The organism is Pectobacterium betavasculorum, assembly GCF_000749845.1.
In the GTDB taxonomy this organism is placed as follows: domain Bacteria; phylum Pseudomonadota; class Gammaproteobacteria; order Enterobacterales; family Enterobacteriaceae; genus Pectobacterium; species Pectobacterium betavasculorum.
Genome location: NZ_JQHM01000006.1, coordinates 21,054 through 40,926, shown reverse-complemented (window position 1 = coordinate 40,926; position 19,873 = coordinate 21,054). Strand labels below are relative to the sequence as shown.

Annotated in this window: 22 protein-coding genes; 11 read left to right on the top strand and 11 right to left on the bottom strand. The window is 48.2% G+C overall.

The window, feature by feature from the left end; all coding sequences use genetic code 11:
- Window positions 1-13 precede the first annotated feature (13 nt).
- Window positions 14-478, top strand: a complete 465-nt coding sequence (gene pyrI / locus KP22_RS13910) for an aspartate carbamoyltransferase regulatory subunit (RefSeq protein WP_039304249.1) — start codon at window positions 14-16, stop codon at window positions 476-478.
- Between the two features lie 161 nt (window positions 479-639).
- On the opposite strand, the gene KP22_RS13905 is transcribed toward pyrI, so the two are convergent.
- The 6 genes from KP22_RS13905 to KP22_RS13880 are packed head-to-tail and all read right to left on the bottom strand — an operon-like array spanning window position 640 to window position 4,543.
- On the bottom strand, window positions 640-969 hold the full coding sequence (locus KP22_RS13905) for a 4a-hydroxytetrahydrobiopterin dehydratase (protein ID WP_039324819.1): 330 nt from the start codon (window positions 967-969) through the stop codon (window positions 640-642).
- A complete protein-coding gene (locus KP22_RS13900) occupies window positions 969-1,487 on the bottom strand; it encodes an adenine phosphoribosyltransferase (RefSeq protein ID WP_039304244.1) in 519 nt (172 codons plus the stop codon). The genes KP22_RS13905 and KP22_RS13900 overlap by 1 nt, the downstream gene beginning before the upstream one ends.
- On the bottom strand, window positions 1,474-2,706 hold the full coding sequence (locus tag KP22_RS13895; RefSeq protein ID WP_039324817.1) for a hypothetical protein: 1,233 nt from the start codon (window positions 2,704-2,706) through the stop codon (window positions 1,474-1,476). The genes KP22_RS13900 and KP22_RS13895 overlap by 14 nt, the downstream gene beginning before the upstream one ends.
- Window positions 2,684-3,325, bottom strand: a complete 642-nt coding sequence (locus KP22_RS13890; protein ID WP_039304238.1) for an HAD family hydrolase — start codon at window positions 3,323-3,325, stop codon at window positions 2,684-2,686. Before KP22_RS13890 ends, KP22_RS13895 begins: the two co-directional genes overlap by 23 nt.
- Window positions 3,318-4,082 (bottom strand): HAD hydrolase family protein, encoded by a 765-nt coding sequence (locus KP22_RS13885; protein WP_167333802.1) that lies wholly within the window; start codon window positions 4,080-4,082, stop codon window positions 3,318-3,320. Before KP22_RS13885 ends, KP22_RS13890 begins: the two co-directional genes overlap by 8 nt.
- Window positions 4,083-4,093: 11 nt before the next feature.
- Window positions 4,094-4,543, bottom strand: a complete 450-nt coding sequence (locus KP22_RS13880) for an ankyrin repeat domain-containing protein (protein ID WP_052012528.1) — start codon at window positions 4,541-4,543, stop codon at window positions 4,094-4,096.
- Window positions 4,544-5,229: 686 nt separating this feature from the next.
- Here KP22_RS13880 and ridA point away from each other — a divergent pair.
- From ridA to nrdG, 7 genes are all read left to right on the top strand, one after another.
- Window positions 5,230-5,616, top strand: coding sequence for a 2-iminobutanoate/2-iminopropanoate deaminase (gene ridA, locus KP22_RS13875; RefSeq protein WP_039324813.1), 387 nt, complete (start codon window positions 5,230-5,232; stop codon window positions 5,614-5,616).
- A gap of 221 nt (window positions 5,617-5,837) precedes the next feature.
- Window positions 5,838-7,277 carry a circularly permuted type 2 ATP-grasp protein gene (locus KP22_RS13870; protein WP_039304231.1) on the top strand — a complete coding sequence of 480 codons (1,440 nt, stop codon included), beginning with the start codon at window positions 5,838-5,840 and terminating at the stop codon, window positions 7,275-7,277.
- Window positions 7,271-8,200 carry an alpha-E domain-containing protein gene (locus KP22_RS13865; RefSeq protein ID WP_039324810.1) on the top strand — a complete coding sequence of 310 codons (930 nt, stop codon included), beginning with the start codon at window positions 7,271-7,273 and terminating at the stop codon, window positions 8,198-8,200. Before KP22_RS13870 ends, KP22_RS13865 begins: the two co-directional genes overlap by 7 nt.
- On the top strand, window positions 8,197-9,027 hold the full coding sequence (locus tag KP22_RS13860; protein WP_039324808.1) for a transglutaminase family protein: 831 nt from the start codon (window positions 8,197-8,199) through the stop codon (window positions 9,025-9,027). Before KP22_RS13865 ends, KP22_RS13860 begins: the two co-directional genes overlap by 4 nt.
- A 23-nt stretch (window positions 9,028-9,050) precedes the next feature.
- A complete protein-coding gene (locus KP22_RS13855; protein WP_039324807.1) occupies window positions 9,051-9,788 on the top strand; it encodes a proteasome-type protease in 738 nt (245 codons plus the stop codon).
- A 414-nt stretch (window positions 9,789-10,202) separates the two neighbouring features.
- On the top strand, window positions 10,203-12,341 hold the full coding sequence (nrdD, locus tag KP22_RS13850) for an anaerobic ribonucleoside-triphosphate reductase (RefSeq protein ID WP_039324805.1): 2,139 nt from the start codon (window positions 10,203-10,205) through the stop codon (window positions 12,339-12,341).
- An 81-nt stretch (window positions 12,342-12,422) separates the two neighbouring features.
- The gene (gene nrdG / locus KP22_RS13845; protein ID WP_039304217.1) at window positions 12,423-12,887 is read left to right on the top strand and encodes an anaerobic ribonucleoside-triphosphate reductase-activating protein; all 465 of its coding nucleotides are present in this window, start codon (window positions 12,423-12,425) and stop codon (window positions 12,885-12,887) included.
- A gap of 11 nt (window positions 12,888-12,898) precedes the next feature.
- Here the strand turns inward: nrdG and KP22_RS13840 are convergent, their stop codons facing one another.
- The 3 genes from KP22_RS13840 to KP22_RS13830 are packed head-to-tail and all read right to left on the bottom strand — an operon-like array spanning window position 12,899 to window position 14,532.
- Complete coding sequence (locus KP22_RS13840; RefSeq protein ID WP_039324803.1) at window positions 12,899-13,552, bottom strand: Rossmann-fold NAD(P)-binding domain-containing protein; 654 nt, start codon at window positions 13,550-13,552, stop codon at window positions 12,899-12,901.
- A gap of 29 nt (window positions 13,553-13,581) precedes the next feature.
- Window positions 13,582-14,076 (bottom strand): YhbP family protein, encoded by a 495-nt coding sequence (locus KP22_RS13835; RefSeq protein ID WP_039324801.1) that lies wholly within the window; start codon window positions 14,074-14,076, stop codon window positions 13,582-13,584.
- A 9-nt stretch (window positions 14,077-14,085) separates the two neighbouring features.
- Window positions 14,086-14,532, bottom strand: coding sequence for a winged helix-turn-helix transcriptional regulator (locus KP22_RS13830; protein ID WP_039304208.1), 447 nt, complete (start codon window positions 14,530-14,532; stop codon window positions 14,086-14,088).
- Between the two features lie 155 nt (window positions 14,533-14,687).
- Here KP22_RS13830 and KP22_RS13825 point away from each other — a divergent pair, with 155 nt between their 5' ends.
- Window positions 14,688-15,419, top strand: a complete 732-nt coding sequence (locus KP22_RS13825) for an MFS transporter (RefSeq protein WP_081926252.1) — start codon at window positions 14,688-14,690, stop codon at window positions 15,417-15,419.
- A 90-nt stretch (window positions 15,420-15,509) separates the two neighbouring features.
- On the opposite strand, the gene KP22_RS13820 is transcribed toward KP22_RS13825, so the two are convergent.
- Together KP22_RS13820 and KP22_RS13815 are read right to left on the bottom strand one after the other, a co-directional pair.
- Window positions 15,510-15,968, bottom strand: coding sequence for a hypothetical protein (locus tag KP22_RS13820; RefSeq protein ID WP_039304205.1), 459 nt, complete (start codon window positions 15,966-15,968; stop codon window positions 15,510-15,512).
- A 186-nt stretch (window positions 15,969-16,154) separates the two neighbouring features.
- The gene (locus tag KP22_RS13815; protein WP_039324799.1) at window positions 16,155-16,706 is read right to left on the bottom strand and encodes a bactofilin family protein; all 552 of its coding nucleotides are present in this window, start codon (window positions 16,704-16,706) and stop codon (window positions 16,155-16,157) included.
- Between the two features lie 468 nt (window positions 16,707-17,174).
- Between KP22_RS13815 and KP22_RS13810 the strand changes: the two genes are divergently transcribed.
- Together KP22_RS13810 and KP22_RS13805 are read left to right on the top strand one after the other, a co-directional pair.
- Complete coding sequence (locus KP22_RS13810) at window positions 17,175-18,098, top strand: aminoimidazole riboside kinase (RefSeq protein WP_039304199.1); 924 nt, start codon at window positions 17,175-17,177, stop codon at window positions 18,096-18,098.
- Window positions 18,099-18,298: 200 nt separating this feature from the next.
- On the top strand, window positions 18,299-19,831 hold the full coding sequence (locus KP22_RS13805) for a carbohydrate porin (protein ID WP_039324796.1): 1,533 nt from the start codon (window positions 18,299-18,301) through the stop codon (window positions 19,829-19,831).
- Window positions 19,832-19,873: the final 42 nt, after the last annotated feature.

Here is a 19,873-nt window from a genome sequence, read left to right as displayed (position 1 = left end):
GGAAGAAACCATCATGACACAAGATAATAAATTACAGGTTGAAGCGATCAAACGTGGCACGGTGATCGACCACATTCCCGCACAGGTGGGTTTTAAGCTGCTGACGCTGTTTAAACTGACTGCAACAGACCAGCGCATCACCATCGGCCTGAATTTGCCGTCCAACCACCTTGGGCGCAAAGATCTGATCAAGATCGAAAACGTGTTTCTCACTGAACAGCAGGCGAATCAGCTGGCAATTTACGCGCCGCAGGCTACCGTCAATCAGATTGATGAGTATGACGTGGTGCGCAAGCTGGTACCAACGCTACCTGACCATATTACCGGCGTGCTCACCTGCCCGAATAGCAACTGCATCAGCCGCAGCGAGCCGGTTTCATCGTCATTCAGCGTTAAGCAGCGTGACGGTGACGTTCACCTGAAATGTAAGTACTGTGAAAAAGAGTTTGAGCGTCAGGCTGTGCTGCAAGATCGCTAATCGGCGCACTACAAACCAATCACAGCAATAACTGGAATCCGCGCATCCATTCCCATTAGGGGACTGGATGCCAGCAAAATAGGTGAATCGCAGTCTTGCACCTGAACGTTAGCCTCCTTCACGCAGCTCGAATTATTAAGGTATATGGTATTAAGACCATGTTATTTATTCGATAAAAAAGAGCGGAATATCGTCTGGGTTTCTCTGACCATTAAAGCATCAATCGATGTTAACGTTCTGCTTGAGTGAGTCCACCATTCTAAAGTTAGATGATCCCACTCACAAATAATCTTAGGGTGATGTTGCATGGAATCTATTTTATTTCCAATTAACAACAAAAACTTAAGGCTATCAAGATAGTTAGAAAATTTGAATTTCTGAATAACTTTACTTACACCATTAGAGTAATCCATTTTACAATTAGAAAATTCATTGAGTAAATCCTGAATATCATTATCAGTAAGCGGGGATGGGTTTTTACTATCTGACATTATAGATCTCCATCAATACAATCGCATGCTTTAACTACATATCCCTTTAACTTTTCCCTACCATTCAATGCGGTAAGCTCTAATAGAAAACCAACCCCCACAACGGTAGCACCTAACTTCTCACATAGCTTTATTGCACCTAAGCATGTACCACCTGTACCTAATACATCATCGATTAAAAGAACTTTATTGTCCTTTGACAAATCATCGGAGTGAACATGTAGTTCATTAGTTGCATACTCGCTATTATATGATGTTGATATAGTCTTTCTAGGAAGCTTATTTGGTTTACGTATTGGAATAAAAGACAATCCAAGTCTATCTGCGATCATCGCTCCTATAATGAATCCTAAAGCATCAATTGCCGCAACAGTATTTACACGGCCTCTAAATTCCTCAGTTAAAAATGAAATAGCCTCATTCCGCAACGTACTGTTAGATAATATAGGTGTTATATCGTGAAACTTCACCCCTTTCTTTGGGTGATCAAAAATTATCTTTATTTCATGATAAAGCATGACAATATCCTTTCAATTGGCTCGTGTTTTTTAGAATTGCAATACCTAACCGTAAATCATTAATATTAAAGTCCAATATTCCGCATACAGTATCATATAACGCTGAATTAACTCTGTGCGAAACGGAAAGCATTGACAAGGTTTTCCGATAGGCTTCACAATGTCCTCTATGCCTAAGCGTGTTACGAGCCTCCGCATAGAGCCATTGTGAATTAGCCTCCAAATCAATTAGTCTTTCCGCTGGAGTAAACAATGATAAATCGATAGAACCATCATTCCTAATTAACACAAATCGTTCAACTTCAGAAGCGGATGACTCATATAATTTATTAATCACTAATATGATTAGTTCCTCAAAACTTATCTCGGTGTTTCTTTTATATTTTTTATCATCAATAACAATGGCAGACTTCCCCATCAAATAATTGGCTATCCTTTCACCAATTACATCAACAATTCTGTTATAGTCATTAGTTTTTTCAAGGTCATCATATATTTTCCTGGTTACTTTTGAATACAAAAAACCATCCGATATTGAATCGCAACCAGAACTCTCATACATTGATATTAATTTTCTAAAATTATTATTAGTAACATTTTCTGGAAGATCATGATAATAACATCCATAGAGTGATGGTTTACATAATGTACTAACAACATGAGCAAAGTCATGAAGATCATAAATAGGGGTATTCCCCATTGACATTATTATATTATGGTTCACATAAAAACAATCATCACGATAGTAAAGTTTTTGATTCTTACCCATTTGAAATTGATATGGTGCGATCATTTGTCCTTTTGATTCACAGTCTCCCCAATTAAAAACAAAGTGATTTATGCATAAATTAAAAATCATGTTTAGCATGTTTTTTTCAGAAAGCCAGGAATATACTTCGTTAATTTCTTTTCTATATTTAATAACGTCTGGCAAATAGTAACTAGCTTCATCTCTTGAAAAAAAATAAACTCCTTTATATTCATGTGCAGAGATAGCCAATTTAAAAATAATTTTATCTCGGCACCAATATCCTTTAATAACATCATCAAAAAAACATGATATATATTTACCTATAATATAAATTGCACCATCCCAGAATAAATCTTTCACTAATTTATTCTTACACTTCACTAAATTCACATTAGATATATATGGGTAATCACAAATACTCTCATAGATAGAGCCATCTTCAAAGTCATATGATTTTAAGTATGTCATTGAATTCCTCGAATATAAAATCAGGTTTTAATATCAAATCTGATACAGGGCGACCAAACCCGTAAGTTACATATCCACATCGAATGTTTAAATTTTTAGCATACTCAATATCCAATTCAGTATCTCCTACATGAAGTACGTTGGATAATGACAAAGAGGTAAATTGTTTTTTTATAACCTTATCCCAAGAATCTGTATTCGGCTTACTTTTGACATCGCTTCTTGATCCAACGACTAACGATATAGCGTGGGTTAATTTATTTTTATCCAGAAAATCATGTATCGATTTCTCTCCCTTGTTACTCACAATAACAGTCAGGATTCCTTTATGATGTAGATCTTCAATCACTTCTTTTACATAAGGGTACAATTTCTGATGAACAAAATACTCTTTATTATACTTTTCTCGATAAGCCAAAACCAATGCTGAAATATCATCATCATTTATATTACTATCAGAAAGATAAGCAAGCGTATCTTTTAAGGACAGTCCTTTAGAGATAATATTATTTATTTCTTCATCTTTTTTTAGCGGAAATAAATCATTTAGTGTGCACTTGATTGAATTTTTCGTATCACATATAGTGCCATCAAAATCAAGTGATATACAATTAAACATTACCTATCCTCTGAATAAAACTCAGAACTTCGCATTCCAAATCACCAGATAAACCTGGCTTTATGGCGTAATTGCAAAACTCAGTTAATGTAGCATTATTTCCAACGCATATACTTAAATCGGAATTTTTTAAAATTTCAACATCATTAACATCATTACCAAATGCAGTAACATAATAATGTTTTAGATTGAATTCAAAAATTAAATCTGATTTATCTACTAAAGTTGATGAAATATCAAAAAAACCCACATTACTGTAATCATGAACTACCACATCATCAATATCAGAAAAGTAGCCGATATGATTTTTATCAAAAACCTGTATTTTGCACACGCCTCTTTCTTTCATATACTCAATATTTGAAATTGGCTCTATACCACATCTTTTTGTATATTGGAAAAAATCAATATCATGATTAGTAAGGTAAAACCCTTCATCATTATCTGCTACAAAAGGAACATTCGATGACAATAAATAATCGATCACGTCTCCCGCTACATTTTCTTTTATATATTTTACCTTTTGTGGAACCTGATTTTTATAATATGCTGATCCATTCATGCAAACAATATCTGATGACCACAGCGTGTTCGGCAGTACTTGCTTTACATCACGAAAAGGTCTCGCTGTTGCAAATATAACCATTCCAATAGCTGATAATTTTAATATCTCAGATTCTAATGATTTAGATAAATGTACATTGTTAAATACAATAGTCCCATCAATATCAAAAACGAAACATTTCAGGTTCCTCATAATAATTATCATCAAGTCCGGTTGAAAAGGTAAAAAATGTTTTCATGCTGGTATTTTTTAGCTAAATCAGCAGGCGTTTCATTTTCACCCGTTAGCGCGCAATCGTTTGCTCCTATAGACAAAAGATATTTAACACAATCATGTTTACCTTCCACGGCGGCTTCATGCAATGGTGTTCTATTACTGAATGATGCCACTTTACTATTTGACGTAACGGCTTCCAAGTTAGCGCCTTGTTTAATTAATATTTTAACTATTGATACATTTCCATACGTGCAGGCTTTATGAAGAGGAGTGCTTCCATTTGCTGTCATAGCATTGATATCAGCACCTGAATCTATCAATAATTTAACCATATCTTCATTCGATTCTATAGCGGCTAAATGTAATGCTGTATACCCTTTTTTATCGGCATTATTTATGCCATACATTGCATAATACTCAGATGATTTATTATCCATTAACATCCCCTCCCACAATTAATCAACATTCACTTAATAAGGGTAGCGTTAGAAAACATCACAATCAAGAAATTATTAATAAATATCGATAGGTACAAAACCAATAATTAAAATATAAAATAATTATCATTAATTAAATAACGTTATGTTATTAATAAAAACAGTTCTTCCCAACAGGGGGGAGTTACATACTGCTCATAACAGACTAATAGATAAAACGTGGAAAAACAGAGTAAATAATACATACACGTGCTATTGAAATAACATTTCCCATTTCAGTCCCTCTCTAAATATCTGCGCGGTATAATAGAAAAACAGCTATTTTAAGGTCAACAAAACCTAACATCCAGGGACAGGAGGTAGAGCGATATTATGCAGGGGTCTTTAGAAAAGTGTTTGAGGTTTATAGTCAGCTCTCATTCCAATAAACCATCAAGAATTGCTCTAATGGCGTTTCTCCATATAGTATTTTAGCTTGCGTGTGCGATGGACATTGCCTGTCACGGGGCTTTTTTGAATAATGCAGTGTCCGCGTAATACCGATCGTTTAAGGATCGAGATAGCGGGGCTACCAGGGAGTGAGGCATCCCTACAGGAACCTCATCACCGTGTTTCCCCTAAATCCATGCTTAAGTGACTGGCATTCTGCGTCCGCGTTTCTTTTACGCCCTCATCAAGGAGATACCATGTCACGCACTATCAGCACCGAGCACGCCCCTGCCGCTATCGGCCCTTATGTTCAGGGCGTCGACCTTGGCAGCATGATCATCACATCCGGCCAGATTCCGGTGAACCCGAAAAGCGGTCTGGTGGCAGATAACATTACTGCTCAAACGCGCCAGTCACTGGAAAATGTTCAGGCTATTGTCGAAGCCGCTGGCCTGAAAGTTTCCGATATCGTGAAAATGACCGTGTTTGTGAAAGACCTGCACGATTTCACCCTCGTGAATACCGCGTATGAAGCGTTCTTCAACGAACACGACGCACCGTTCCCGGCTCGCTCTTGCGTTGAAGTCGCACGCCTGCCAAAAGATGTGAAGATTGAAATCGAAGCGATCGCCGTTCGTCGCTAAGCACCATCATTGATCGTTCCCTTCTCAAGACGCACCATTACGGTTGCGTCTTGCTGATTTCTAGTGCCTTTATTCTCTCGCCTCAGTGCAAACTCGCCTCGCTACGCACCAATTAGAGGAAAAAACCGAGCACCATCCTCACTGCATCACGCTTTTTCCAAAATGGCGCATTTTATGCATTGTCCTATTATCGCTATTAAGCGTAACGCCTGGGGATGACAATGATAAAAATGAAACTTCCATCTGCGCCTTATTACGACGAGATGCTCTCGTCGCAAGGCCAACAACGTCAACACTACAATTCCTATTGGCAATGGCTCCAACAAACCGACCAGCAGGCCATTAAACAGAAGAAGGAGCAGGCAGAACTGCTGTTTCACCGCGTGGGTATTACGTTTAACGTTTATGGTGAGGAAGGAGGCACCGAACGCCTAATTCCCTTCGATAGCGTACCGCGTATTATTCCTGCCCACGAATGGCAGTTGCTCGATCGCGGCATCCGCCAGCGGGTACAGGCACTGAACGCCTTTCTCTACGATATTTACCATCAGCAGCACATACTCAAGGCCGGTATTATACCCAGTGAGCAGGTACTGGCGAATGAGCAGTATCAACCCTGTATGCAGGGTGTGAACCTGCATAACAATATTTACGCCCACATCACCGGAATCGATATGGTGCGCAACAGCGACGGTCATTATTACGTGCTGGAAGACAACCTGCGTACCCCATCCGGCGTCTCCTACATGCTGGAAAACCGCAAAATGATGATGCGGCTTTACCCGGATCTCTTTGCCAGCCAGCATATCGCCCCTGTTGAACGCTATCCCAGCTATCTGCTACAGACCCTGCGTGAAAGCACGCAGGTTGACGATCCTACCGTGGTCGTGATGACGCCGGGCCGTTTCAACAGCGCCTACTTTGAACACAGCTTTCTGGCGCAGCAAATGGGCGTCGAACTGGTAGAAAGCGCGGACTTGTTCGTGAAAGCAGGGGCGGTCTATATGCGTACGACTGAAGGCCCGTGTCAGGTGGATGTGATCTATCGTCGCGTAGACGATGCCTTCCTCGATCCGCTGGCATTTCGCGCGGATTCGATGCTCGGCGTGCCCGGCCTGTTGTCCGTGTATCGTGCAGGCGGTGTTGTACTGGCGAATGCTGTCGGCACCGGTGTCGCCGACGATAAATCCATCTATCCCTATGTTCCGGAGATGATCCGTTTCTATCTGTCTGAAGAACCGATCCTTCACAACATTCCTACCTGGCAATGTCGCAACCCCAAGGATCTGCGCTATGTGCTCGATCATCTGGATAGCATGGTGGTGAAGGAAGTTCACGGTGCAGGCGGTTACGGAATGCTGGTCGGCCCACGGGCGACACGTCAGGAGATCGAGATGTTTCGCCAGCGTTTGATCGCGCACCCGCACAACTATATCGGTCAGGAAACCTTAGCGCTCTCCACCTGCCCAACGTTTATCGACGATGGCCTGGCTCCCCGACATATCGATCTGCGCCCTTTCGCCCTGTCCGGTGAGGAAATCCGACTGGTTCCCGGTGGCCTGACGCGTGTCGCACTCACGGAAGGTTCTCTGGTCGTCAACTCCTCACAGGGCGGCGGCACCAAAGACACCTGGGTTATGGAGGAGGACGAATCATGCTAAGCCGCACTGCCAGTGAACTGTATTGGATGGCTCGCTATCTGGAGCGGGCAGAAAGCCTTGCCCGCGTGCTGGATGTCACCTACAAACTCTCAATGATGCCGCGTCACAGCCAGCAGCAGCGCGATCTGGCTCTGCCCCTTAACCTGACCGCCACTCACGAGCTATTTCAACAGCGCTACACCCACTTTTCCATGAACAACCTATTGAATTTCTTCGCGCTGGACAGCCAGAACCCAAGCAGCATCTACAATTGTATTGAAATGGCATGGAACAATGCACACGCCGTGCGTGGCAGCCTTTCCTCCGAGGTCTGGGAGTGTATTAACACCACACGCATCGACATTCGTAATCTGCGACATCAGGGTGTAGATAACATCGGTATTAATGAGTTTTTTGACTGGGTAAAAGAGCGCTCTCATCTGTTTCGTGGCGCGATGTTCGGAACACTGCTGCGCAATGACGCCCAGTGCTTCATTCGTGTTGGCACGCTGATTGAACGCGCCTATGCGACCGCACAGTTACTGAATGTTAAACACCAACAGCTCAATAGTGACCCCGACCCGGTACGCGAATACTATCGTCTGGATACCCTGCTGCGTGCCGTAAGCGCGCGCGAGGCCTACCACAGCATCTATCGCCAGCCAATCAGCCCGGAAACCGTCACTGAGCTGCTGGTCTTACGCGAGGACGTACCGCGTTCGCTGCACGCTTGCGTTGGCGATCTGGTACTTCTGTTGGAAGCCATCGGTAGCCAACGTGCCAAAGTCCCGCATCGGCTCGCCCACCTGCTACACGTCGAGCTACGCTTCAGCACGCTGGACGATATTCTGGCGCAGGATTTACCCACCTATCTCAATAATTTCATAATTAAAATCAACGAACTGGCAGACAGTATTCGTCATACCTATCTGGAGGCGCTATGAAACTCACCATCAACCACCTCACCCACTACCGCTATGATGAGGAAGTGAAGTTCAGCACCCAGTACCTGCGTCTGACGCCGCAAAACTCCGCGCATCAGAGAATACATGAATGGAGACTGACGCTGCCCGCCTCAGCGGTTCAAACCACCGATGCGTATGGTAATGTGTTGCATGTGCTAACACTCGACCACCCACATCACGACATCACGATTCATGCGCAAGGCGTGGTTGATATCGGCGACGACGATGACGATGGCAAAAGAGAAAAGCCCGAAACGCAGAATGGCCTGTCGCCGCTGGTTTTTTTACGCGCGACGCCTCTGACCGAAGCCGATGCCAATATTCGAGCGTTTGCACAACGCTATTATCGACCGGATGCAGCGGAAGAGAGCCTGAATATGCTGATGGCGGAGTTACAGCTGAAAATGCCGTATACTCCTGGAGCAACGCAGGTGCAGGATACCGCAGCGGCAGCGTTTGCCATGCAGAAAGGCGTTTGTCAGGATCACACGCATGTGTTTCTAGCCTGCTGCCGTAGCCTGAATATTCCAGCACGCTATGTCAGCGGTTACGTGTACAGCCAAGACACTCAGCATGTCGCCATGCACGCCTGGGCAGAGGTGTGGCTAAACGGATACTGGCAGGGGTTCGATATTACCAACAATACACGACAACTCCATCAGCATCTGTGGCTGGCCGTGGGAATGGATTATATGGATGCCTGCCCGGTACGCGGTACGCGGCTGGGAGGCGGGTGTGAAGAGATGTTTTCAGAAGCTGAAGTCCGCTTGTTTGAACGGCAGCAGCAGGTACAACAGCAACAGTAAAATTTTTAACGAAAAGGTACTTTATGACGTACTGTGTCGCCATGTGTCTGTCTGACGGCCTGGTTTTTGCTTCCGACTCCCGTACTAATGCGGGCGTCGATCACATTGCCACGTTCAAAAAACTCTATGTTTTTCAGCATGATGATGAGCGTGTATTAGTGATCCAATGCGCGGGAAATCTGGCGACAACGCAAAGCATCATCAGCCTGCTCAACGCCCGCATTGATGCGCAGCATACGCCAAATCTCATGCAGGTTAACTCCATGTATGACGCCGCAATGTTGCTTGGAGAAACCGTGCGTGAAGTGATTCACCGCGATAGCAGCGCGCAGCAGAGCGGGAGTAATACCAATTTTGGCTGCAACCTACTGCTAGGCGGACAGATTAGCAGTGAAACACATCGGCTGTTTCATATTTACCCTGAGGGCAACTTCATTGAGGCTACGCCGGACACCCCCTATTTCCAGATCGGCGAGAGCAAGTACGGCAAGCCGATTATCGATCGCGTGCTGACGATAGATACGCCGCTGGAGCAAGCCATGTGCTGTGCGCTGATTTCTATCGACTCCACTCTGCGCAGCAACCTGTCGGTTGGCCTACCGCTGGATGTGATGATTTACCGTACCGGCAGTTTTGACAGCGGTGAGCAGCAACGCGTTACCGAAAACAACGCCTATTTCACCACGATCCGTAAAGCCTGGTCAGAGGGGCTAGTGAATATCTTCCACCAGCTTCCCCCCTTCCCTGATAATCAACAGTAACTCGCCCCTTCATAGGCCATCGGTCATCGGCATTCAGTAGTCACCGCCACGCGTTACTACGAATGCCGAAAGACACCATCTGGCATTTCAGATATTTCTGTACTGTTACTCTCGCTACCCATAAAAAGCACCCAATAAGCCGCCAGACCAGGCACCGCAAGCCTTCACGAACCTCTCACCCAGGATGATTAAATTTTGTTCAAGTTCGATTTATCTACTAGGGAGGGATTTCTTTGCTCTACATCAATTTTGCAGCGATAAAATTGCAAACACTCCTATGCAATTTCAATATATAGTGCCTATCCTGTAAACACCGCCTACATATAGTGCTTATCCACAGTATCATCCACAGCATCTGTAACCCTTGCCAGTTACGGTTTTTGCCTGTGGATAACCTTTCCAGAGGAAGAAAACGTGAAACCAGTAGTGATTAAACGGGACGGTTGCCAGGTGCCTTTTGATGAAGTTCGTATCAAAGAGGCGGTCGAACGCGCGGCACATGCAGCCGGTGTCAATGATGCAGACTACTGCGCAACTGTGGCCTGTGCGGTCGCTCAACAAATGCAGGATAAATCGCGCGTAGATATCCGCGATATTCAGGACGCGGTCGAAAATCTGCTGATGTCCGGCAATTATAAGCAACTGGCGCGTACCTACATCGAATACCGCCATGACAGAGACATCGCGCGTGAGCGCCACGGTCGCCTGAATCAGGAAATTCGCGGTCTGGTCGAGCAAAGCAACATGGCACTGCTGAACGAGAACGCCAACAAAGACAGTAAAGTGATTCCCACCCAGCGCGATCTGCTGGCTGGCATTGTCGCCAAGCATTACGCCAAACAGTACATCCTGCCCCGTGATGTGGTGCTGGCGCACGAGCGCGGTGAGATTCACTATCACGACCTCGATTATTCGCCGTTTTTCCCGATGTTCAACTGCATGCTCATCGACCTGAACGGCATGCTGACCAACGGCTTCAAAATGGGCAATGCAGAAATTGAGCCGCCAAAGTCAATTTCAACCGCGACTGCCGTCACCGCGCAAATTATCGCACAGGTCGCCAGCCATATTTATGGCGGCACCACGATTAACCGCATTGATGAAATTCTGGCCCCGTTTGTCACCGCCAGCCACGCGAAACATAAAACCGTAGCGGAAGAGTGGCAGATTCCAGATGCAGAAAACTATGCCCTGACTCGCACCGAAAAAGAGTGCTACGACGCCTTTCAGTCACTGGAATATGAAGTCAATACGCTGCACACCGCCAACGGCCAAACGCCGTTCGTCACCTTTGGCTTCGGGCTTGGCACCTGCTGGGAATCGCGTCTGATTCAGGAGTCTATCCTGCGCAACCGCATTGCCGGGCTGGGTAAAAACCATAAAACGGCGGTATTCCCTAAACTGGTCTTCGCCATCCGCGACGGTCTGAACCATAAAGTCGGCGATGCGAATTATGATATCAAGCAGCTCGCGCTGGAGTGCGCCAGCAAGCGTATGTACCCCGATATCCTGAACTACGATCAGGTCGTCAAGGTCACCGGTTCGTTCAAAACCCCCATGGGCTGCCGCAGCTTCCTCGGCGTTTATGAAGAAGACGGCCAGCAGATTCACGATGGTCGCAATAATTTGGGTGTCATCAGCCTGAACCTACCGCGTATCGCGCTGGAAGCCGAGGGCAATGAAGAGCGCTTCTGGACGCTGCTCGATCAACGCCTGACGTTGGCGAAGAAAGCGCTGATGACGCGTATTGCGCGGCTGGAGAACGTGAAAGCCCGCGTCGCGCCGATCCTGTATATGGAAGGTGCCTGTGGCGTGCGCTTAAATGCGAACGACAGCATCGCTGACATCTTCAAGAACGGACGCGCGTCAATTTCACTGGGTTATATCGGCCTGCATGAAACCATCAATGCTCTCTTCGGTAACCAAACACACGTATTTGACGACGTGACGCTACGTGCCAAAGCTGTGGCTGTCATCGCCCGTCTGAAAGCCGCTACCGAACAGTGGAAAGACGAGACGGGTTACGGATTTAGCCTTTACAGCACGCCAAGCGAAAACCTGTGTGACCGCTTCTGCCGTCTGGATACTGCCGAGTTTGGCGTCGTACAGGGCGTGACGGACAAGGGTTACTACACCAACAGCTTCCATCTTGATGTAGAGAAGAAGGTAAATCCTTACCAGAAAATCGACTTCGAACTGCCCTATCCGCCGCTAGCTAACGGTGGGTTCATTTGTTACGGCGAATACCCGAACCTGCAACACAACCTCAAAGCGCTGGAAGACGTGTGGGATTATAGCTATAGCCGCGTGCCTTACTACGGCACCAACACGCCGATCGACGAATGCTATGAGTGTGGTTTCACGGGGGAATTTGAGTGCGCCAGCAAAGGTTTCACCTGCCCGAAATGTGGTAATCATGATTCAGCACGCGTTTCCGTGACCCGCCGCGTATGCGGCTACCTCGGCAGCCCGGATGCACGTCCGTTCAATGCCGGTAAGCAGGAAGAGGTTAAACGCCGGATTAAACACTTGGGCAACGGTCAACTGGGCTGATCCCTTCTGGGCCGCAGCAATGCGGCCCGCCTTTTGCGGCACCGTTGACATACGCCCGCCTCATAACATGGGCTCTACCGTATGAATTACCACCAATATTATCCCGTCGATGTGGTCAACGGCCCCGGCACTCGCTGCACGCTGTTTGTCGCTGGCTGCGTGCATGAGTGCGTTGGGTGCTACAACAAAAGTACCTGGAGACTGAACTCCGGTCAGCCGTTTACACAGGAACAGGAAGATCGGATCATCGCCGATCTTCAGGATACGCTCATCCCACGACAGGGAATTTCTCTGTCTGGAGGCGATCCGCTTCACCCACAGAATGTGCCTGACATCCTGCGGCTAGTACAACGTATACGTGCGGAATGCCCCGGCAAAGATATCTGGGTCTGGACAGGCTACGTGCTGGCGGAAATTACGCCGGAACAACAGCGGGTGGTCGATCTCATCAACGTGTTAGTCGATGGAAAATTTGTGCAAGATCTGAAAGATCCCGCACTGATTTGGCGTGGCAGCAGCAATCAGGTTGTCCACCGCCTGCGCTAATCGATAAGCGGCTACTGAAGCGGCTGCCACTTCCCCAGCGAACGCAATTGATCGGATTCCAGTACCGTAACCCGCGCTTTTGGCTCCGGCGAGAACGCCTGATTCAACAACGCCTGCGCTACGGTTTTTCCCTCAATCGCCCGCCACTTTGCCGGGAACAGGCGGAACAACGGCGCGGCAAGGCTCTCCAGTGTTCGACTGTCTTCTCTTTCCCCCAGCAGCATCGACGGCTGTGCCAGTGTCAGGTGCTGCCAGCCTTGCTGACGCAGCGATTTTTCCGTTTCTCCTTTCACACGCGAGTAGAAGAAAGGCGACGTTGCACTCGCACTCAGTGAACTGACCGCCAAAAGGTGCGTCGCCCCCAGCGCTAGCGCCACTTTTGATCCTTCCACGACCAGCGTGTAATCCACATAGCGGAAAGCCTGCTTACTGCCTGCCGTCTTGAGCGTAGAACCCAGGCAACAAAATGCAATATCAACAGGATCGCTCAATTGCGCGAGCGCAGCAGACAGATCGGGATCGTGCGGATTGACCACTTTCTCCGAATGCGCCAACGGCTTACGGGTCGGCGCATAGATCGTCTCTACCCGATTATTGACTTTCAGCAGTTCTAACAATTCGTGCCCCACTAACCCTGTTGCACCTAATAACAGTACCCGGCTCATCGGCTTTCCCCCTTGATCTACGCCTTTTACTATCCCATCTTTTCATGCTTATGTTGTTCTTTCTGGCACGTCCGTTCTTCGCGCTGCCAGTAGCGTTTCTTACCAAAGCCCAGCGCATTGTCCGTCATTTTGATTTCTGTCAGATCGAGCCGCCAGATCGGTGCTTGCGATGCACGAGCAATAGGAAAACGCGTGTTGTACCGCGTTCTGGCCTCTTGCGCCGCATCACCGTCTAACTGCACCGCCTGCGCCCGAAACTGCACGCCTTTAATCAATATCACGTTCTTCGGCTGTCCGCTGACCGTACCGGCCACCTGCGGCAGCCTTGCCATAATTTCACCGTGGCGCGTCTGCAACTCCGTCATTAGATAGAACGCTATCTGTTGATCGTCATAAGTATAGAAGCAACTCGCACACCATAATTCCGAATTTTCACCTACGCATAATGTCAGTACGTGCAACTTCTTCAGATAGCGGGAGATTGCCTCAAGATCGCTGCCTGTTTCTTTCGATCCTTTCTGCATCACGACTCCTCAATCTATTTTCTGAACGAACGTATCCTGCCCGACCAACCGTTGCCCTTGCGCAGAATGCGGCACCATGGCTCGCAGAGGCTGACTGGTGTGCTTATCCAATAGCAGGGAGTGAGCTTCCCCTTCAGCGAACAGCTGCTGCTCTCCCCACTGGTGTAACGCCACGACGAGCGGGAATAACTGCTCACCTTTTGGTGTCAGAACATATTCCTGATAGGCCGAACTTTCAGAAACGGGCTGAACGGAAAAAACCCCTTCGTCAACCAAGGTGCGCAGACGGTCGGTAAGAATATTTTTGGCAACGCCTAAACTGCGCTGAAAATCGCTGAAACGGCGGCGATTGTCGAACGCATCGCGGATAATCATTAATGTCCAGCGATCGCCAACCACCTCCAATGCACGAGCGACGGGACACACATCCTCTTTCAGACTTTTGCGTTTCACCATGACGATTTCCTCCCCCTTTTTCCTGTTCATCCTACTTACCTTACCCACAAGCTGAAAAACTGACCGCGCACTTTTTGGTTGCATAGTAAAACCAGATCATTCATGCTTCAAATGGTTTTATTTTGAAACCAAAGTGAGTAATGAAAGCCAATATTATGAAAAATAGTCCTATTCATACCACGTCATCCGTCACTGAATATGATCTTTCCAGCGCTACACCACCAGCACAAACGGTATTACCACGCACGTTAGTGCTGCTGTTTGCCTGTGCCAGCGCCCTCAGCGTAGCCAATGTGTATTACGCACAGCCGCTGCTTTCTATGCTGAGCCTGCTGCGTAAAGAACGCGTGTTGCAAATACGCGGCGTCATCGCTTTACTGATGTTTGCTGCTCTGAGCATTTTTTGGAGCGCGCTCGTTCTGCCACTGAGTCGCGAACCTTATTTCTTTTCTCATACGGTTATCGGTGCGTTTGGTCTGGTGGGTATTCTCGGCGCACTGGCGGCAGTGAAAGCAGGCTCGCTGGCCGATAAAGGCCGCGAACAGTGGGTCAGCGGCATCGCCCTATTATTGCTGCTGGCATCGTGGCTGCCGCTGTGGCTAGCACCCTATTCTCTTTTCGCCTTGGTGGTCGGCATCATCGTTCTCGATCTGGGCGGACAGGCCATTCACGTTACCAATCAAAGCATGATTTTCAAGACACATCCTGATGCACACAGCCGTTTAGTCGGCTGTTATATGTTGTTTTATAGCATCGGCAGCGGGCTTGGCGCGATGGCAACGACAGTGGCTTATGACGCTGCTGGCTGGTCAGGCGTGTGCCTTCTTGGCGCAGTCGTCAGCCTGCTGGCGTTATTATTCTGGAAAATGACGTTGAGCACGGCCTAAAGCGATGAACGAGCTATAAAACGATTATCCCCGCAAATGCGGGGACAGAGGAAAGGATGACGTCATCAGACAATGGCGTACCGAAATGCGCTAGACGTAAACGCTAATACTAGATACCTGCCCCTGAAAGCGGTTCAGCGCTTCTGCTGCACGTTGCAGGCTTTCGGTATTTTGCACTTCGCTACGGGATGATGCACCCGCAACACCTTGCTGAATAGTGTCGAAAACATTAATCGGCTGGAACACATTGGAAGGCGGCACGCTACCACTTTCAGTTCTCGGCGACGAGATAAAACTCAGCAACGCGGAACCTTCTTCCCTCCCCAGTTGCCCGCTGCTAACCAGGCTATCAACCGTTTCGTACAGTTCGGCAGGGCTAATACGGGTGAAATCATACCGCGTCGTCTGACCAGCAGGAACGACACCGCTGCCTGCCTGATAAGACTGAAGCTGTTCGGACAGCTCCGCTTTCTCAGCATGGTCTGTAGAACGCTTTGCCATCACCTGCTGGCTGGCAAAGACGGACGACTCTGCGGCTTCAACTTTCATGTCACCTCCTTACGGTAACGTATGGGAGACAAAAATTATTGGCATAACACGACACCATTAGGATGAGTGCAAACATGGCGTGCTTTAATACTGACACGCAATCCCCCATCGCGCCAGCCAGAAGCGGGATTTGGTTCCACTGGCGCGGGGAACACGGAGGTCTCATTCAGATGGTAAGAACGAGCCTCACACCGTCGTCGCATTACTCGCTAGTGCCACGACATTCTCTTGTTCCGCAGTGGCTTTACTGGTTTTCTCTTTTTTCTTTTCCACGTAGGTCAGTTTTTCCTGACTCTGCGTTGGTGGAGTCAACGGGTGGGATTGTCCGGTGAAGATGCCGCCTTTTTCTATCGAGAGTTCATCGGTGAAGATATCGCCGAACACTTTTCCTTGCGCCAGGATCGCTACAACGCTGGCAACTATGCGTCCTTCAACACGGCCATTGATGACGATCTGCTGCGATTTCATTTCGCCGTTTACCTGGCCGGTGTGTTCCACTTTTATCGTGTTATCACACTGCACATCACCTTCTACCTGACCTTCTACCGTGATATTTCCATCAACAGATAGGGAGCCCGTCATACGCGCCCCCTGAGAAATGAAAGTGTCTTTTTTCACACGCACAGGGTTCACTGAATTAATCAACTCGTTCGAGGGGGTGATAGCGGGAGAACTGTTTATTTCACTGCGCCCTTGCGACTCCTTTACGTCTTTTTTATTTTTACCGAATGGAAACATCGTGTTATTCCTTGTAACAGTATAGAAAAATGCAATCACAGCGCTTGCGGCCAGTATGGCAGCGGCTCCTTGACCGTAATATCGAAGGGGGAATCCGCTATAAATATCAACAAGCCAGACGACAACCAACAAAGCCCATATCGCCCATATTCCCCAAAGCAGGTTGTAATTACGCACCGGGATAAACCAAAGAGGTGGGGTAATGCATATCCTTCTCCATTCGTCCTTTTTTGCGGCCTCATTTCCACATTAATTGTGGCCATACCTCATAGATATCGGATGGTAAGTCCTTTTATTTAGTCCGATGGTCATGGCACGTGATGAAAATCGCATAAATTTTCGCCAACTTTGTGTGGAAAAGTGCGTTTTATTGATGTAGGTGCATCTCTGCGGTGAAGAGTATTGCTTAGCTAAACCGATTCTTCTATTTTAGCAAACAGTCTAACTATCGTTGATAAGAGTAACGTTATGGCAAACAGAGTTTGGGTCATGGGCGACGCGGTTGTCGATCTCATACCGGAAGATACAGAACGCTATCTGAAATGCCCCGGCGGTGCACCGGCCAATGTCGCCGTTGGCGTTGCCAGACTGGGGGGCAACAGCGCCTTTGTCGGTCGCGTCGGCGACGATGTTTTTGGCCATTTTCTAAAAACGGTGCTGGAACAGGAAAACGTCGATACCCGCTATATGGCACACGACAGGTTCTACCGCACTTCAACCGTCGTTGTGAGCCTCGATGAAACAGGAGAGCGCACCTTCACGTTTATGGTGCGTCCAAGCGCTGACCTGTTTTTACAGCCGGAAGACCTGCCGGCGTTCAATCAGGGAGAATGGCTGCACCTGTGCTCCATCGCACTTTCGCAGGAGCCCTCGCGTAGCACCGCCTTTGAGGCGATGCGGCAGGTGAAAGCCGCACAGGGGCGAGTTTGCTTCGACCCTAATATTCGTGACGACCTCTGGCAAAGCGAGCAGGAACTGCGCGACTGCCTGACACAGGCGCTGATGCTGGCCGATGTGGTCAAACTGTCGCGCGAAGAGCTGGCCTTTCTCTGTCCAACGCCGGATGTTGAAGAAGGGATCCAACAGTTCATGCAGCGCTATCCCACCCGGCTATTGCTGGTGACGCTGGGCAGCGAAGGCGTCTGGCTGCACGATCGCCACCAGTTACGACACTTTGCTGCGCCGTCGGTGATACCTGTCGATACCACCGGCGCAGGGGATGCCTTCGTTGCTGGTTTGCTGCACGGCCTGGCGGAATATGACGATCTGTCACAGCCGTTGAGTTGGGATCCGATTATCGAGCAGGCGCAACGGTGCGGCGCGCTAGCCACGACGGCAAAGGGTGCGATGACAGCGTTACCCTATGCCCAGCAGTTGCACACACTCCCGTAGCCAAGCTCTAACGGCCTTCGTTTAATACGGCTACCGCCCGGTTTTGTAGTCAGGATCACAGTTACAGAATCGGGCGAATGAAATTTCTTGCTAACCCTCCTGCTGGCTTTTATTTTTCCCATGGAAAATCGGTTTAGCAATTTAGCTAAACATGAGAATTCCAAAAAATAATAAATATCCTTCACGACGAGAACGAAAAAATGAAGCCAAGCCACCTTGCAGTGACGATAGGATTGTTACTCACCTCCCCATTTTATGTGTACGCTGCCAGTACTGACAGTATTGAAGACCGCCTGAACGCAATGGAACAGCGTTTGCAACAGGCTGAAGCTCGTGCTCAGGCCGCCGAGGCCAGAGCCAATGCCGCTGAAAAGCAAACCCAGCAGCTCGCAACCCGTACCACCCAAACCGAACAAAAAACCCAACAGGTGGAACAGCGCACGACGGCGCTAGCGAAGCAGAAATCGTTCGCCGATGGGTTCGAATTCCACGGCTATGCGCGTTCGGGTCTGTCAATCAACGACTCGTCTACCAGTACGAGAACCGATGTCGGGCCGGGCATGTCCCCTGCTGGTCAGACCGGCGGGCACATCGGCCGTCTGGGCAATGAAGAAGATACATACATCGAGCTCAAGCTGGAGCACAAACAGAAACTGGATAACGGCGCTACCACCCGCTTCAAGGTGATGATGGCCGACGGCCAGCGCAGCTATAACGACGATACGGCGGCCACCAGCACTCTGAATGTTCGCGAAGCCTTTGTCGAACTAGGATCGCTGCCCAGCTTCAGCGGCGCTTTTAAGGACAGCACCCTGTGGGCGGGTAAACGTTTCGACCGCGATAACTTCGACATCCACTGGATAGATAGCGACGTGATCTTCCTTGCCGGTACCGGCGGCGGGATCTATGACGTGAAATGGACGGATAGCGCCAAGAGCAACTTCTCGCTGTATGGCCGTAGTTTTGGTTCACCGGATGGCTCGAACGACACACGCAATGAAGATATTAAAAACTATATCCTAACAGCCAACAACTACGTCGGACCATTCCAGTTTATGCTGAACGGCATGAAAGCGAAGGATAATGAAGCTCGTCCTAATACCAGTAGCGAAGTCACTAATATCAACGCGGGCGACAAAGGCTACCACGCGATGGTCGCTTATCACGGCGACAGCTTCTACGGCCTGCGTGACGGGACGTCGAAAACCGCGATCCTCTACGGCCACGGGCTAGGCGGCGAGGTGAAGAGTATCGGTTCCGACGGTAACCTCACCAACGACGCCAACACATGGCGCTTTGCGACCTACGGCACCACAGCGCTGAACAAGAACTGGATCTTCGCGCCGTCCATTCTGGCGCAAACCAGTAAAGACCGTTATATCAATGGCGATAGCTACGACTGGGTGACTTTTAACGCGCGTCTGGTTCAGGAAATCACCGAAAATTTTGCGTTGGCCTATGAAGGCAGCTACCAATATATGGATCTCGATCCGCGCGGATATCGTAACCTGAATCAGGTAAGCGGCGGCTTCTACAAGCTGACCTTCGCGCCGACGTTCAAGGTCGGCGATATCGGCAACTTCTTTAGCCGCCCAGAGCTGCGCGTGTTCGCCACCTATATGGACTGGGATAAACGACTGGACAGCTACTCCAGTGAAGATACGTTTGGCTCCACCGGCTTTAAAGCAGGCGGCGAATGGAACTTCGGTATCCAGATGGAAACCTGGTTCTAATCATTGGCTAGCCTTGGCGTCGATTACGCGTTAATCGACGCT